This is a genomic window from Streptomyces sp. NPDC054794, from assembly GCF_053611585.1.
In genome coordinates, this window is record NZ_JBSHAQ010000049.1 from 20,416 (window position 1) to 34,752 (window position 14,337).

General features: G+C 67.8%; 12 protein-coding genes and 2 pseudogenes. 6 read left to right on the top strand and 8 right to left on the bottom strand.

What is annotated here, in order from left to right; all coding sequences use genetic code 11:
* Positions 1–58 precede the first annotated feature (58 nt).
* Positions 59–636, bottom strand: a pseudogene (locus tag ACWGKT_RS37020) (PP2C family protein-serine/threonine phosphatase); the annotation flags it as partial.
* Between ACWGKT_RS37020 and ACWGKT_RS37025 the strand changes: the two are divergent.
* Positions 592–879, top strand: coding sequence for a hypothetical protein (locus ACWGKT_RS37025; protein WP_453277145.1), 288 nt, complete (start codon positions 592–594; stop codon positions 877–879). The pseudogene ACWGKT_RS37020 and the gene ACWGKT_RS37025 sit on opposite strands and share 45 nt — an antisense overlap.
* 177 nt (positions 880–1,056) lie before the next feature.
* Here ACWGKT_RS37025 and ACWGKT_RS37030 read toward each other — a convergent pair whose 3' ends face one another.
* Positions 1,057–1,923: a helix-turn-helix domain-containing protein gene (locus tag ACWGKT_RS37030; RefSeq protein ID WP_453277099.1), complete on the bottom strand. Its 867-nt coding sequence runs from the start codon at positions 1,921–1,923 to the stop codon at positions 1,057–1,059.
* 141 nt (positions 1,924–2,064) lie between these two features.
* Between ACWGKT_RS37030 and ACWGKT_RS37035 the strand changes: the two genes are divergently transcribed.
* The gene (locus ACWGKT_RS37035) at positions 2,065–2,763 is read left to right on the top strand and encodes an SDR family NAD(P)-dependent oxidoreductase (RefSeq protein ID WP_453277100.1); all 699 of its coding nucleotides are present in this window, start codon (positions 2,065–2,067) and stop codon (positions 2,761–2,763) included.
* Between the two features lie 182 nt (positions 2,764–2,945).
* Here the strand turns inward: ACWGKT_RS37035 and ACWGKT_RS37040 are convergent, their stop codons facing one another.
* The gene (locus ACWGKT_RS37040; protein WP_453277143.1) at positions 2,946–3,239 is read right to left on the bottom strand and encodes a DUF5131 family protein; all 294 of its coding nucleotides are present in this window, start codon (positions 3,237–3,239) and stop codon (positions 2,946–2,948) included.
* 160 nt (positions 3,240–3,399) lie between these two features.
* On the opposite strand from ACWGKT_RS37040, the gene ACWGKT_RS37045 reads away from it, so the two are divergent.
* From ACWGKT_RS37045 to ACWGKT_RS37060, 4 genes are all read left to right on the top strand, one after another.
* Positions 3,400–4,113 (top strand): alpha/beta fold hydrolase, encoded by a 714-nt coding sequence (locus tag ACWGKT_RS37045; protein WP_453277101.1) that lies wholly within the window; start codon positions 3,400–3,402, stop codon positions 4,111–4,113.
* 396 nt (positions 4,114–4,509) lie between these two features.
* Positions 4,510–5,442, top strand: a complete 933-nt coding sequence (locus ACWGKT_RS37050; RefSeq protein ID WP_453277102.1) for an alpha/beta hydrolase — start codon at positions 4,510–4,512, stop codon at positions 5,440–5,442.
* A gap of 16 nt (positions 5,443–5,458) precedes the next feature.
* Entirely contained in the window at positions 5,459–6,178 is a 720-nt protein-coding gene (locus tag ACWGKT_RS37055; protein ID WP_453277103.1) for a helix-turn-helix transcriptional regulator, read from the top strand.
* A gap of 440 nt (positions 6,179–6,618) precedes the next feature.
* Complete coding sequence (locus ACWGKT_RS37060) at positions 6,619–7,260, top strand: maleylpyruvate isomerase N-terminal domain-containing protein (protein ID WP_453277104.1); 642 nt, start codon at positions 6,619–6,621, stop codon at positions 7,258–7,260.
* Between the two features lie 243 nt (positions 7,261–7,503).
* On the opposite strand, the gene ACWGKT_RS37065 is transcribed toward ACWGKT_RS37060, so the two are convergent.
* From ACWGKT_RS37065 to ACWGKT_RS37085, 5 genes and pseudogenes are all read right to left on the bottom strand, one after another.
* Positions 7,504–9,186 carry an ABC transporter family substrate-binding protein gene (locus tag ACWGKT_RS37065; RefSeq protein ID WP_453277105.1) on the bottom strand — a complete coding sequence of 561 codons (1,683 nt, stop codon included), beginning with the start codon at positions 9,184–9,186 and terminating at the stop codon, positions 7,504–7,506.
* Positions 9,187–9,303: 117 nt separating this feature from the next.
* A complete protein-coding gene (locus ACWGKT_RS37070) occupies positions 9,304–11,388 on the bottom strand; it encodes a dipeptide ABC transporter ATP-binding protein (RefSeq protein WP_453277106.1) in 2,085 nt (694 codons plus the stop codon).
* Positions 11,385–12,302, bottom strand: a complete 918-nt coding sequence (locus tag ACWGKT_RS37075) for an ABC transporter permease (RefSeq protein WP_453277144.1) — start codon at positions 12,300–12,302, stop codon at positions 11,385–11,387. Before ACWGKT_RS37075 ends, ACWGKT_RS37070 begins: the two co-directional genes overlap by 4 nt.
* A 25-nt stretch (positions 12,303–12,327) precedes the next feature.
* Positions 12,328–13,311 carry an ABC transporter permease gene (locus tag ACWGKT_RS37080; protein ID WP_453277107.1) on the bottom strand — a complete coding sequence of 328 codons (984 nt, stop codon included), beginning with the start codon at positions 13,309–13,311 and terminating at the stop codon, positions 12,328–12,330.
* A gap of 390 nt (positions 13,312–13,701) precedes the next feature.
* A pseudogene (locus tag ACWGKT_RS37085) lies at positions 13,702–13,980 on the bottom strand (hypothetical protein); the annotation flags it as partial.
* Positions 13,981–14,337 lie beyond the last annotated feature (357 nt).

Sequence of the window (14,337 nt, forward strand, 5' to 3'; positions counted from 1 at the left end):
GGCTTGCGGCCTGAGACACAGAGGATCCACTTGAGCTGTTGCCACGTCATACCGAGCGGTCGAAGCGGGCGGCGAGCAGCACGATGTCGTCGTCTCGGTCACCGGGACCGAGCATGTCCAGCACTTCGTCGCACCGTCCCTCAAGCGGCGGTAGCTGGTCCGGCCCATTTGTCTGTGCGGTCGCGGCGAGCTTCTCGCGCAGCTGCTCTATGCCGGTCCACACGTCCCGCAGTCGCGACTCGACCAGGCCGTCGGTGTACAGCAGCAGCGTCGCTCCGGCGGGCGCGTCCAGTTCGACAGCCTCGAAGTCGACTCCGCCGACGCCGATGGGCGCGCCCGGCGGCACCCGCAGCACCTCGGCCCGGCCGCCCAGGTGCAGCAGGACGGGCGGCGGATGAGCGGCGTTGGCGATCGTGATGCGGTGCGAGACCGGGTCGTAGACGGCGTACAGGCAGGTCGCCATGCGGCGTCCCCGAGTTCGCTCATCAACTCGTCCAGGATCCGCAGGAGTTCTGTCGGCTGGTGGACCGTCCCGCTCAGGGCTCGAACGGTAGTGCGGAGCTGGCCCATGATCGCGGCCGAGGTCATGGAGTGCCCCATGACGTCGCCGACGAGCGCGACCCGGCTGCCGGGCAGCGCCTGCGTGCCGCCGCAGCAGCAGAGTCCGAGGGCGCCCGCTCGGACGCCTCGGCCGCCGCGCGCGCCGACGTACGCCGCGGCACGATCGAGGACTTCTCCAGCGCCAGGCGGAACAGGCGGGTCCGCCTGTTCGCGCGGACGCCGCAGGGCAACCACCTCACCGAGGCTCCCGGATGCCGACGGGCCGCCTCGGCGGCCCGCTCCAGCGCCGTGGCAGTGCGCCGGCCCCGACCCGGGTGAGCTTCGAGCCGCCCGCATGCGCGGTACTGGACAGTCATTGCCGGTGCCTTCCGCACCTACGCCATCAAGGTCCTTGTCCCATCGGACCGTTGATCGATAGTGGGAACGACCAGCGTCCGCCCCGGCCCGTCCGTACACAGCTGGATGGTCTCGGGATCGCCGTCATGGCGGGGGTGGTTAGTCGGGCGTCGCGGTGGCGCGGTCTGTGGGAGCTGGGGTGTGGGGAACGGCTTGGTAGGAGGACAACAGACTGAGTTTCTCGGCGTTTTCGGTGCCGGCGTCGGCGTGGTAGACGACGAGGAGCAGGCCGGCTGACCCGGAGACCGCGAGTTTCTCCCGGTTCAGGGTGAGTGCGCCGACCTGCGGATGGTCGAGTGTGATGGATGTGCCTTCGCGGGCGTGGACGTCATGGCGGGCCCAGAGCTGGCGGAAGCGGTCGCTGGCCAGCGAGAGCTCGCCCACGAGCTCGATGAAGCGCGGGTCGTCGGTGTCCGTGCCGACCGACTGGCGGAACCCGGCGACCATCCCGGCGGTGGCGTCCTCCCAGTCGGGGTAGAGGGAGTGTTCGGCGGGATCGAGGAACACGTCGCGCAGGCGATTGTGGCCGGTGACCAGGCGCGGCGAGAGCGCCGCCGCCAGCGGGTTGGCTGCCAGGACGTCGAAGTAGCGGCCTTCCAGGAAGGCCGGCAGCGTCAGTGAGTCCAGAAGCTTGCGGATGCCGGACGGCACGGCCTCCTTACGGGGCCGACGGCGTGTACGGCGAGGCTTGTCAGAGGCCAGGCTGAGCAGATAGGCGGTGCCGTCGTCGTCGAGCTGGAGCACACGGGCGATCGATTCGAGCACCTGGACGGAGGGGTTGCGGTCGCGGCCCTGTTCGAGGCGCAGGTAGTAGTCGGCACTGATGCCGGCGAGCATCGCGACTTCCTCGCGGCGCAGGCCGGGAACGCGGCGGACGCCGAGCTGAGGCAGACCGACACTGTCCGGCGTGACGAGCTCGCGGCGGGCGCGTAGGTAGTCGCCGAGCGTGTTGGTGTCGCGGGTCATGAACAAAAAGCGTAGGCGGATTCCCGGGTGCGTGGCTGGTCCTGTCACCCCCAGGATCACGGGGGCTCTGCCTCAATGCCGCCCCTCGCCGAACGATGGATGGCACACGAGCTGGTTCATCGAAGAGAGGAAGCACCAGACATGACCGTGACACTCATCACCGGGGCGAACAAGGGACTCGGCCGTGAGACCGCCCGCCGACTGATCAAGGAGGGACACACCGTCTACATCGGCGCACGCAGCACGGAGCGCGGCGAGGCGGCCGCGGCCGAGCTCGGCGCGCAGTTCGTACAGCTCGACGTCACCGACGACACCTCGGTACAGACCGCATTGCGCGCCGTCGAGGAGCGCGAGGGCCACCTCGACGTCCTGGTCAACAACGCCGGCATCGCGAACAATGTCGTTGGCGCCGACGGTGTCACCGCCGAGAGCGCGCACGCCGTATTCGAGACCAACGTCGTCGGCGTCGTCCGCGTCACCCAGGCCGCCATCCCGCTGCTGCGCAAGTCCGACAACCCGGTCGTGGTCAACGTCTCCAGCGCGCTCGGCTCCTTCTGGGCGGTCACCAACCACGAGCGCCACCAGTCGCACAACGCCTTCATCGTGTACGGCTCCAGCAAGGCGGCCGTCTCGATGCTCACCGTCCAGTACGCCAAGGCACTGCCCGAGATCAAGGTCAACGCCGTCGAGCCCGGCTTCACCGCCACCGACTTCACCGCCGATTTTCCCGGTGGGCGCCCGGTCGAAGAGAGCGCCGAGGTCATCGTGCGCATGGCGACCATCGGCAAGGACGGCCCCACCGGCACCTTCCACGAGGAAGACCACGAGCTCCCCTGGTAAAGCCGACATCACCGGTGTGCGCAAGGAGGACCGTCCTTGCGCAAAGCACCCACCTACCTTCCCGGCTCGGCCGCCTCGTCGAATACTGCCGCCGGACACCGGTGCAGCTGTCCCGGCGGCCCAGGTCACAGGACCGCCGGGACTTCGAGATCAGCCCAGGCCCTCTTTGACGCGTAGCCGGGTCACAGACCCGCCATGTCCGCCGTGGCGGGATACTCATCCCAGGTCCGGCCATCGATCATTCGGCCGCCGGCCTTCGGGGTCAGCCCACCGACCTGCTTGAAGAACAGAGCTATTCGAAGATCGACACACTGGTCTCGAATGTCACGGACCCAGGCCAGGTCCAGCGGCCGGTGAGCCGGGCCGCTCTCGCCGCCGACGATCACCCAGTCGATCCGCGACAGCTCAAGGGACGGCACTGGTCCAAGCAGCGGCTCCAGCGACAGGAACCGGACAGCCGCAGGGATGCCCCTCAGATGATGGCTCGTGAGGCGCGAGGATCAACGTGAGGTCGCTTGAGCCGAAGCACGATAGCTGTCACAAAAGCAGGGCTGTTGTCACCGCCGCCGGCAGAGGTCCGTTCGGCTGTCGGTGAACGGTGCCTCTGCGGCGCGAGCACCCCGATATTTTCCCGGCGTGGCTGATCATCACGCGATTGACGTCGGAGGCGTCCAACTGGCCTATCAGGTCTCGGGACCGCCGCACGCTCCGCCGCTCGTCATGTTGCACGCGCTGGGCGAGGATGCCACGGACTGGGACATCGTGACACCCGTCCTCGCCCGCAGCCGGCGCGTCTACGCTCTCGATCTTCGCGGTCACGGCCGGAGCGATTGGCCAGGAGAGTACTCGCTACAACTCATGCGGGACGACGTGCTCGGCTTTCTAGATGCGCTGGCACTTGACCGGGTGGATCTGGTGGGGCACTCCCTGGGAGGGATCGTTGCCTATCTGCTGGCTGAAGACCATCCGCAGCGTGTGGGCCGGCTCGTCTTGGAGGACGTCCCAATTCCACGTCCCCGCGGGCGGACCACTCCGACCAGGCCGGACGGGAAGCTGACGTTCGACTGGGAAATGGTGTTGGCCGTCAGGCAGCAAGTCGACACGCCCGATGCGGGATGGCTGGAGCGCCTCAGTAACATCACTGCCAAGACCCTTGTCGTGGCCGGCGGGCCACGCAGTCACGTACCCCAGGAGGGCATCGTCGAGTTGGCCCGTCGTATTCCTCACGGGCAAGCCGTCACCATTCCGGCCGGGCACTTGATCCACAAAGCCGAACCGATGGAGTTCACGAAGGCCGTTCTGACGTTCCTGCAGGCGGAGGAAGAACCCTGCGCTGCACCGGAAGCATGAGAGCTCAGCAGCCGCTGGCAGGTGGTCACCACCTGCGGGCCACAGCCGAGCGCATCGGTTGCGATCTTGCCCCGGGAGGGCGACCGCCAGGCCGCACTCCGGCGATGCCGCCGCCGATGTTGAAAACGTTGCGTTCCTCGGCCGCCCAGGAGGGCGACCTCCAGACGAGGAGGAGTTGGACCACTCCCCCATGCGGACGATGTTGCGATCCTCGGCCGCTTCTGCCATCAGACCTCCCGTGCTGCTCGGACATGTCGCCGCAGACGGCCGACGCAAGGCCACCTCGCCACCCCGGTGTTCGATCCCGGTCACACCAGCCGCGGGACAGGAGCGTGACGCAGTTCACCACGAAAGGGTGACAGGGTGTTGTCGCGGGCAGCTGCGAACGTCAACGGCATGACGATCACAGATGAGGACTGTCTCCCCGAGACACTGGCGTTCAACGAGCAATTCGAAGCTGCCGCCGCGAGCCGCCCAGCGCGCGGGCAGACACCGAGCGCACCCACGCTGGCGCTCCTGCGGCGCAACCGGCTCGGTGGCGAGACGCCGCCGGTGAGACTGCCGCATGGCCAAGACAGCATCGTCGAGTGCGGAGTGAAGGTACGAGTCTTCGTGCCGGACCACGTCGACGGCGTGTACCTGCACCTCCACGGAGGCGGCTGGGCGTTCGGGTCCGCGGACGGACAGGACGAGCGGCTCTGGCGGCTCGCCCAGCAGGCACGGCTTGCCGTGGTGAGCGTGGACTACCGCCTCGCACCGGAACACCCGTTCCCCGCCGGGCCCGACGACTGCGAAGCGGCTGCCCGATGGCTGGTGAAACACGCCGCAGCCGAGTTCGGTACCCAACGGCTGCTGATCGGCGGGGAGTCGGCCGGTGCCCACCTCAGCGTCATGACGCTGTTGCGCCTTCGCGACCGGCACAACATCACCGACGCGTTCCGAGCGGCCCACCTGCTCTTCGGCCCCTACGACCTGTCGATGACACCAAGCCAGCGCAGGTTCGGCCCCCGCCAGCTGCTGAGCAACACCGACACGCTTCAGGGCAGCTATGAACTGTTCACGCCAGGGACAGGGGAAGCACAGCGCCGTAGCCCGGAGATCTCGCCCCTGTTCGCGGACCTGGCCGGGCTGCCACCCGCCCGGATCGTCGTCGGCACTGAGGATCCGCTGCTGGACGACTCACTGTTCCTGGCCCAACGGTGGCAAGCGGCGGGCGCGCGCGTGCAACTCGGCGTCGTCGCCGGCGCGATGCACGGCTTCACCCTCTTCCCCCTGACCATCACGGAGCGGGAACTACGGCGACAGCGGGACTTCCTGGCCTCCGCGTGACGGTAGCGTCGCCGTCATGAACCGCACTGCCCGGCTGTACGCGCTGGTGGAAGAGTTGCGCGCGGCGGCGCCGCGGCCACTGACGGTCGCGGCACTCGCCACGCGGTTCGAGGTCAGCACGCGCACGGTGCAACGCGACCTTCAGACACTGATGCAGACCGGTATCCCGGTGCGCTCCATACCCGGGCGAGGCGGCGGCTGGTCGATCGACCCGGAGATGACCCTGCCCCCGATCCACCTCACCGCCGATGAAGCCTCGGCACTGACCGCCGCCCTCGCCGCGGCCGACGCCTCCACCCCCTACGCCAGCGCGGCCCGCACCGCAGCCCAGAAAATCGTGGCCTCGATGACCGGTCCCGCCTCGGCTGCGGCCCAGGAACTCGCCGCACGGATCGTCACCCTGCCCACACGCAGCGACTCCACGATCCGTACCGCGGTGGAACAAGCCCTCGCCAACAACCTGGTGCTCCGGCTGTCCTACACCGACGCGGCAGGACACAAAAGCAACCGCGTCGTGGAACCGGCCGGACTGCTCACCGCCGACGGCCGCTGGTACCTCATCGCCTGGTGCCGCACACGCCGCGCCGGCCGCGGCTTCCGGCTGGACCGGATCGCAGCAGCGGCTCCAACCGGTGAACAAGTCCAGCCCCATGACCTGACCGAACTACTACTCGGCTCAGCCGCCGCCGACGCAGTACAACCCGCCGCACTGGCCCCACTCACACCCCGACCATGAGAACCCGAAGGCACCAACCAGGCGAACCTATGTGGTCACAGCACCAGCGCGTCCTGCCAGTGTGCCGCCGACCAGTGGGCAGCAGCACGAGGACGCGTTGTCTCCCGGCTTCACACCCCATTCATCAAATTTTGATGGTGATGCAAGATTTAGCCTGGAGATCGTGGTCTGAACTCAGCTCGCTGATTGAGATGCACGCAACAGTGCGGAGATCGCATCGGTCATGGGGCCTCCCCCCACCAAGCCCACCAAGAGACCGCGGCCTGACACGGCAAGGTTTCCCCAAGGGGAACCCGGTGGGCTTCGATGCAAGCCGATTACGCCCGCCCGCTCCCGTGCCACCACACGCCCCACGAGGGCGAACTCGGCCGAGGCGGGCAGGTCAGTTCATCACGTGGACCTGTCAGCAGCTGTGATGATGAGGTTGGGACGATGCACAAATGACTGATGAGATCCGGAAGACATACCTGCAGGCCGCCGAGAAGGCGGTGCACCTGCTGGCCACAGAGCAGGTAGCCCGACGCTGGGAGACCGAGTCCGTGCTCCCCGGGATGTCAGTGGGTGGGCTGGCCGGCCACCTTGCGCGGAGTGTCCTCCAAGTCGAGTGGTTCCTCGACGGTCAGGTATGCGGCGCAGAACCGGTGTCACCGGTTCGATACTACGCCCGGCTCGCAGATACGTCGTTGCCGGACTCTGCGCTGAACGTCGGGGTGCGTGCCCGCAGCGAGGAAACTGCCGCAGCCGGCCCCGCTGTTGTGGCTGAGCAGACCCGGGCAGCGTGGCTGCGACTGTCGCAGCGGCTGAGCATGGAGTCGGCCGATCGGCGGGTGGCTGTCCTTCACCGGCCGGGAGAAGAGATGTTGCTCGACGGATACCTGCAGACCCGTTGCGTCGAGCTGGCGGTGCACATCGATGACCTCGCGCTCAGTGTCGATGCGCCATGCCGAGTGCCCGATGCTGCGCTCGCCATCGCTGTGGACGTGCTCGTTGCCGCCGCCCGGGACCGGCACGGCGACCAAGCCGTGTTGCATGCGCTCGCCAGGCGTGAGCGTGACGTTGACCAGGCCCTGCGCGTGTTGTAGGTCTACCGCACTACAGACGGATTCCGGAGTGGCCCTGGGTTGGTCGGGGCCAACTGTGCGACGAGCACGAGCACGACGGCCGTGATAATCCAGCGGCCGGGACGCGCGAGTGCCCGCGGCTAGGGGCGGATCTAGCTGACCACCGGTCCGGGCCAGCCCGAGGCCCGAGGCCAGTAACTCCGCCCTCTGGGCGGCACCGCGCCGGCAGGCGGGAATCCCCCGGCCTCCGGGCCGGGGAGGACGTCAATTCTCCCAGCCGACCGTCTCCGGGAGCGGGTTGTAGAAGATGGTCGCACCGACGTTGGCAAGGCCCGTCTTCACACCATAGGTCGAGGGGCCACTGAACAGTGGAAGGAAGGCGTACTCCTGGAGCGCCTTCCGTTCGACCTGGTTGGCTGCCGCGGCCTGCTTGCCGAGGTCGGCGATCTTGGTGGTGGCGCGGATCTGTGTGTCCAGCGCGGGCGAGCCCGCACCGGTGATGTTGGAGACGCGGTCGGAGCAGTAGAAATCGCACAGGTAGCGGGCGCCGAACGGATCCATCGAGCGGTTCCCCGACACGAACAGATCGAACTTGCGGTCACTGAGGATTTTGGAGAAGTCCGCCTCGTCGGCCTTCTTGATGTCGAGGCGGATGCCCACCGATTTCAGCATCGCCGCGAAGGCGCCGGCGGTTGCCTTGTCCAGGGGGTCGTCGCCGAGCAGCGTGTAGCCGACTTCGAGTTTCCTGCCGTTCCTGACCCGTATACCGTCTCCCCCGGGCTTCCAGCCCGCCACGTCGAGTGCCTTCCTGGCCTCGTCCGGCGCGTACTTCAATACGGCCGAGACGTTGTCCTCGTATCCCTTCTGGAAGCTGTAGAGGATGGCGGAACCGGGCAGCGGCTCCTTGTAGTCCAGGCCCTGGAACTGGATCTTCGCGATCTGCGTACGGTCGATGCTCTCATCGACCGCCTTGCGCACGGCTTTGTCGGCAAGGACGGAGGACTTGGTATTGAAGTACAGCGAGTACTCGAAGGGGCTTCCGCCACGGCGGATCTCTGTACCCTTGAGCCCCGTGATCTGCTTGAGGCTCTCGGCGTCGACTGCGGAGACGTAGTCGAGCTGCCCGTTCTTGAAGGCGTTGATCGCCGCGGTCGACTCCAGGTTGACGTAGATGCGCTTGTCGAGCTTGCCCTTCCTGCCCCACCACCGCGGGTTACGGACGAACGTGATGTTGCCCGAGTGGGTGTCCCACTTGCCGACGGTGTACGGCCCCGCGCCCCACTCCGGGTGTGCTTTCTTGACGTAGGCCTGGTTGAAGTTCTCGACCGTTGCGGCCTTGGGGTGCAGGAAGGTGGTGAACAGGCTCGACCAGGAAGGGTCGACCCCCTTGAAGGTGATCACGGCCTGTTTGGCATTCCTGCCCTTGTCGACCGAGATGATCTGGTCGTAGCCGTCCGTGGAGGAGGCGGCGTAGGCCTTGTCGGAACCGTTGTTGGCCTTCCACGTGGCCTTGATTGCGGTCCAGTCGATCGCGGTGCCGTCGTTGAAGACGGCCTTGGGGTTGATGGTCAGCGTGACCTTCTGGTTCCCGTCTTCCACGGAGACCTGCACGTCGCTGAAGTAGTCCGGGTTGTACTGCACCTCACCGGTCGGCGAGTAGGTGATCGCGTCGGCGTTGTACCAGGCCCAGACACGGGACGCGGTCAGCGTGGCGTTGACGTTGAACGGGTTGCCCTGGTCATCGAAGGTCCCGACCGTGGTGTAGGTGCCCCCGTCCTTGATCCGGTCATATGGCGTGGGGTTGTAGTCGGCGACGGAGGATGCGACCGAGGGAGTGTTCTTCGCGTCCGACGCCGCGGAGTCTTTCCCGGATGAGGACTGGCACGCGGTGGTGGTGACGGAGATGGCAGCTATGAGAGCGACGGGCAGGGCCAGTCTTGCGCGCATGACGGAGAGTTCCTTACAGGTCGGTGAAGGAGAACATGGACGCGGCAGCAGCGCCCACGGCGGGCGCGGGCGGGCATTCGGGAAGAACGTGGTCCCTCCGATCGCCAGGGGCGGTGTTCAGACGCCGTGACAGGCGTACTGATGGCCGGGGAGCCCCGCCGCGGAAGTCGGTACGGGGGGCTGCGTGCGGCAGCGGTGCCGCAGCTCTTCGCCGGCAAGGCGGTACAGCGGGCAGCGGTCGACGAACACACAACCCGCGGGCATGCGCGCGGCATTCGGCTGCTCGCCCTCCAGCACGACGCGTTCGCGGGTGCGTTCCCTCTCGGGGTCGGGTATCGGGATCGCCGACAGCAATGCACGGGTGTAGGGGTGCTTCGGATCGGAAAAGATCGCCTCGGTGTCCCCCGTCTCGACGATGTGCCCCAGGTACATCACCGCGATGCGATCGGAGATGTACCGGACCACGGCCAGATCGTGGGCGACCACGAGGTAGGCAAGTCCGAGTTCACGCTTGAGCCGCGCCAACAGGTTGATCACCCCGGCCTGCACCGAGACGTCCAGGGCGGAGAGCGGCTCATCGAGCGCGAGTAGCTTCGGCTCCGTCGCCAAGGCACGGGCGATTCCGATCCGTTGGCGTTGGCCTCCGGAAAGTGCGGCCGGGAAACGGTCACTGACCGAGTCGTCCAGACCGACCAGGGTCAGCAGTTCCTGGACCCGTGCGCGGATCGACTCGCGATCCCGCCCGATCGCCCGCAGGGGCTCGGCCAGCAGGTGGAAGACGGTCATGCGAGGGTCCAGGGCCCCCAAGGGGTCCTGCATGACGATCTGTACGTCCTGCCGCAGCTCCCGTAGGCGCGTGCCGGATCCGACCGTGCCCACGTCGGTGCCGGAGATCTCGATCCGGCCCCCTTCGGGCCGTCTGAGCCGAAGGATCTCCATCAGCGTCGTGGTCTTGCCGCTGCCGGACTCACCCACCAGACCGAGCGTCTCCCCGGCGCGCAGCTCGAAGCCCACCCGGTTGACGGCGTGCAGCGTGCCGACGCGGCGCTTGAGGAGGGCGCCCTTGGTGACCGGAAAGGTCTTGACGAGATCCTCGACACGGAGCACCACCTCACCGGCCTCCGCACGACCCGAGGACGCAGGTCGGCCGACGGGCGCAGCGTCCCCCGTCGGATCCAGGGATCCGTCGGCGATCTCGGCGGCGCGCTGGCAGGCCACGTGCCCATGCCCGGGGACACGGCGCAGCTCCGGTTCGTCGGAGCGACACGCGTCGAGAGCGACGGCACAGCGGCGTGCGAACGGGCAGCCGTCCGGCAGGCCCACCAGGGCGGGCGGCTCGCCACCGATCGGGAGCAGGGGACGGCGGGCCCCGCCGTCCACGGTCGGGACGGCGGCCAGCAGCCGCGCGGTGTACGGCATCGTCGGCCGGCGGAAGAGTTCCCCCACACCCGCATGTTCAACGAACCGGCCCGCGTACATGACGGCGACATCGTCCGCGTGGCCCGCGACGACCCCGAGGTCGTGCGTGATCAGGACGAGACCGGCGCCGGTCTCCTCCTGCGCCAGCCGCAGCACGCCGAGGATCTGGGCCTGCACAGTGACGTCGAGTGCGGTGGTGGGTTCGTCGGCCAAGAGCACAGATGGCCTGTTGGCGATGGCCATGGCGATGACCACGCGCTGGCGCATGCCGCCAGAGAACTCGTGCGGGAAGGCGGCGGCCCGGCTGCGCGGGTCGGGGATGCCGACGAGATCGAGCAGTTGCACGGCCTGTTCCCAGGCTGCCCGCTTCGTCAGATCCTGATGGACTCGCAGGGCGTCGGAGAGCAGCCGGCCCACCGAGAAGATCGGCGTGAGGGCGGACAAGGGGTCCTGGAAGACCATGCCGATGGAGTTGCCTCGTATCTCCGAGAGCGCCCGGTCGTCGAGGCCGATGAGGTCCCTTCCGCCGAGCAGCACCTGGCCGCGCAAGTCGGCGGTGGGCGGCAGCAGGCCCATGATGCCCATCGCGGTGGCCGACTTGCCCGAGCCGGATTCGCCGACGATGCAGAGGGTCCGGCCCGGCAGCAGGTCGAAGCTCACGCCGCGCACCGCCTCGACGGTGCCCGCCTCGGCGGGGAAGGAGATCCGCAGGTCCCGCACGGAGAGGACGGGGACGGCATCGTTGGGCGGTGCCGGGTCGAGCAGCGGGGTCGCGAGGGTCATCGTCGGCCTCCTGCCGAACCGGTCACTGACGTGGGGTCGAGGGCGTCGCGCAAACCGTCGCCGATGAAGGTCATCGACACGGTGAGCAGAACGACCAGCCCCGCGGGGAACGCAAAGAGCCAGGGCGCGCTCGTCATGGTGCTCGCGCCGTCCGCGAGCATCGTGCCGAGAGAGACGTCCGGAGTCTGGACGCCGAACCCCAGGAAGGAAAGGGCAGTTTCGCTGAGCACGGTCGCCACGACTCCGAGCGTCAGGTTGACGATCAGCAGGGAACCGAGGTTGGGGATGATGTGGCGAAAGATGATGCGCAGGGGGCCGACCCCCATGAACTCGGCCGCCTTCACGTAGTCGCGTTCACGCAGTGAGGTCGAGACGGACCAGATCACCCGCGCAGTGGGCAACCAGCCGAACACGGTCAGCACGACGATGAGGACGCGCCAGTCGCCGGCCAGCCGGTGGGACACCAGAGCGAGGATGAGGAACGAGGGCACGATCAGGAGGAAGTGAATGACGGCGAGCGTTACCCGCTCGACCCGGCCGCCGAAGTACGCGGCGCCGGAGCCGATGATCGCGGCGAGGACGATCGTCAGTACCGACACGCTCACGGCAATCACCAGCGAACGCTGGAGCCCGTGCACGGCACAGGCGTAGATGTCGTTACCACCCTGGTTGGTGCCGAACCAGTGGAGGCTGCTCGGAGGCTGGGTGAGCGCGGTGAAGTCGGCGTCGGTGTACGCGTAGGAGGTGAACCGGCCGCCGAAGGCACCGAACAGCACCAGCAGCACGAACATCACCACTCCGACGACGGCAAGGCGGTTGCGCAGGAAGCGCCGCAGATAGAGCCGGCCAAGCCCGGTGTTCGAGTGCTTCCGCGCGGTCGCTGCCGGTTCCGGCGCCTCTTGCTCCGCGGTCACACGAGAGGGCGCGTCGGTGGTCACGTCAGCTCACCCGCACTCTCGGGTCGAGGAAGACCGTGGTGATGTCCGCGAGGATCGCGCCCACCGCGGTCAGAGCTGCGGCGAAGGCGGCCGTCGCGACCGTGCCGTGTACGTCGTTCTTGCTGATGGTCTGGATGAAGTAGCGGCCCATGCCGTTCCAGCCGAAAACCGTCTCCGTGATGACGGCACCGGTGAAGATGGCCGGCACGCTGAACGCCACAGAAGCCGCCGTCGGGATGAGCGCGGATCTCAGCGCGTGCCTGCGGATGGCCTGGCTGCGGGTGAGCCCGGTGGCCTGGGCGGTCCGTACGAAGTCGGCGTGGAGCGTATCGAGCAGCAGTGAACGCTGCGTCAGGTGGTAGCCGACGTAACCCATCAGCGTGAGCGTCAGCGTCGGCAGGATCAGGTGCAGCAGGCGGTCACCGAGGGTAGGAAGCAGTCCTTCGACGTCGGGTGAGTTCTCCCCGGCGACGTAGAGGAAGTGCAGCCCGGCGTGCTGGTTCAGCCAGATGGCGACGAAGACCACGGCGAGGGCGGCGACGGACGTGGGAACGTTGAACACCACGATGGACACGGCCTGCGACACCCGGTCGGCCCAGCCGTACTGCCGTGCGGCGGTGTAGACGCCGAGCGCGACACCGATCCCGACGGACAGGACGGTCGCGACGACGACTAACTCCGCGCTGACAAGCGCCCGGTAACCCACTTCGCCGTTGACGGAAACGCCGGTGGGGGACCTGCCCCAGTCGAAGCGCAGGGTCACCGAGGTGAGCCAGTCCCACCAGCGGTGCACCAACGGCACCCTGGGGTCCAGGTTGTACGGCGCGAGGGCCCGGTCGATCTGTGCCTCGCTGCGGACGGGTCGCAGCTCCCGGAAGTTCGACCGCGGATCCAGGAACCAACTGGCCAGGAAATAGGTCGCGTTCGTCGCGACCACGATCATCAGAAGCCAGCCGACCGCCTTGCGTGTCACATAGCGCACCACGCGCGGCACCTCCTCACCACACACGGGATGTGCGCCTCGAGAGCGCCGGGGAGACAGGTCGAATACATGCGCGGCGAAGCTTTCTGCGGGTACGGAACGGAGCCACGAAGGGGTGAGCGCCAGCTTGGTCCGTACTTTGCTGCGGCACCAGGTTTTGCCTGGTGCCGCCATGAGGTCGACATGTTGCCGTAGCACACGATCCGAAATACGACCCAATTCGGATGATCTTGATGTGCCCGGGCGTTACGTTCTCACCGACTCTTGGCGGAGCTTGAGCCAGCACCGCCGGGCAAGGCCTGTACAGGCCCCCGGGCCCAGCGGTGCGCGGTCACCACCCGGTCAGCCGTCCAGCTCGCCGAGAAGCGCCCAGGTGCGCCACTGGTCCGCCTCTCACGCGATCGGTGCGCCCGAGCAGACGACCTGCGTCGCCCCGGCGTCGCGGTATCCCCCCACCTCGGCCGCGACCCTGAGGGCCGGGAGCATGTGTTCCTTCAGGGCACGCGCACCAGCCGCATAGGGCTGTATTCCGTCCGCCGGTTCACCCCTGGCACGCAGGGCCTGCAATGCCATGGCGGCGACGAGCAGAGGGACACCGCTCTCGGCAGGCGGGGCGAGTATAGCCATGGTGCCGGTGAGCAGCTCGCCGTGGAAGTCGGCCCTACCGGTCTGTGGCCCGGCGCTCGCTTCGCACAACCACCATGTCCCCGTAACGCTGGCCCATTGACCGGGTCTGTGGTGCTTGTCAGCATCAGAGCACGACGTCGGCGAAATGTCCCCTCGACCGGTAGCCCGCCCTCGGTACCAGGGCTGCCACGCCGGCGTGTGGCCGACTCCGGACAGAGGACCAACGATGCTGCCACCGCTCATCGCGACGCCGGGACAGCGTCCTGTTCGTGACCGGCTCGACGGTGCGGCTGCCGTGCTGCGTGCCGTACTGCACCAGGGGCCGCTGGCTCGCACCGCAATCATCCGGGACACGGGGCTGAGTGCCGCTGCCGTTTCGCGGCACACGGCCGAACTGCTCCC

Excerpts from the sequence above, each read along its gene's own strand:
- ACWGKT_RS37030 (WP_453277099.1), bottom strand. The coding sequence starts at position 1,923 with ATGACCCGCGACACCAACACGCTCGGCGACTACCTACGCGCCCGCCGC.
- ACWGKT_RS37035 (WP_453277100.1), top strand. The coding sequence starts at position 2,065 with ATGACCGTGACACTCATCACCGGGGCGAACAAGGGACTCGGCCGTGAG.
- ACWGKT_RS37055 (WP_453277103.1), top strand. The coding sequence starts at position 5,459 with ATGAACCGCACTGCCCGGCTGTACGCGCTGGTGGAAGAGTTGCGCGCG.
- ACWGKT_RS37065 (WP_453277105.1), bottom strand. The coding sequence starts at position 9,186 with ATGCGCGCAAGACTGGCCCTGCCCGTCGCTCTCATAGCTGCCATCTCC.
- ACWGKT_RS37050 (WP_453277102.1), top strand. The coding sequence starts at position 4,510 with ATGACGATCACAGATGAGGACTGTCTCCCCGAGACACTGGCGTTCAAC.
- ACWGKT_RS37060 (WP_453277104.1), top strand. The coding sequence starts at position 6,619 with ATGACTGATGAGATCCGGAAGACATACCTGCAGGCCGCCGAGAAGGCG.
- ACWGKT_RS37070 (WP_453277106.1), bottom strand. The coding sequence starts at position 11,388 with ATGACCCTCGCGACCCCGCTGCTCGACCCGGCACCGCCCAACGATGCC.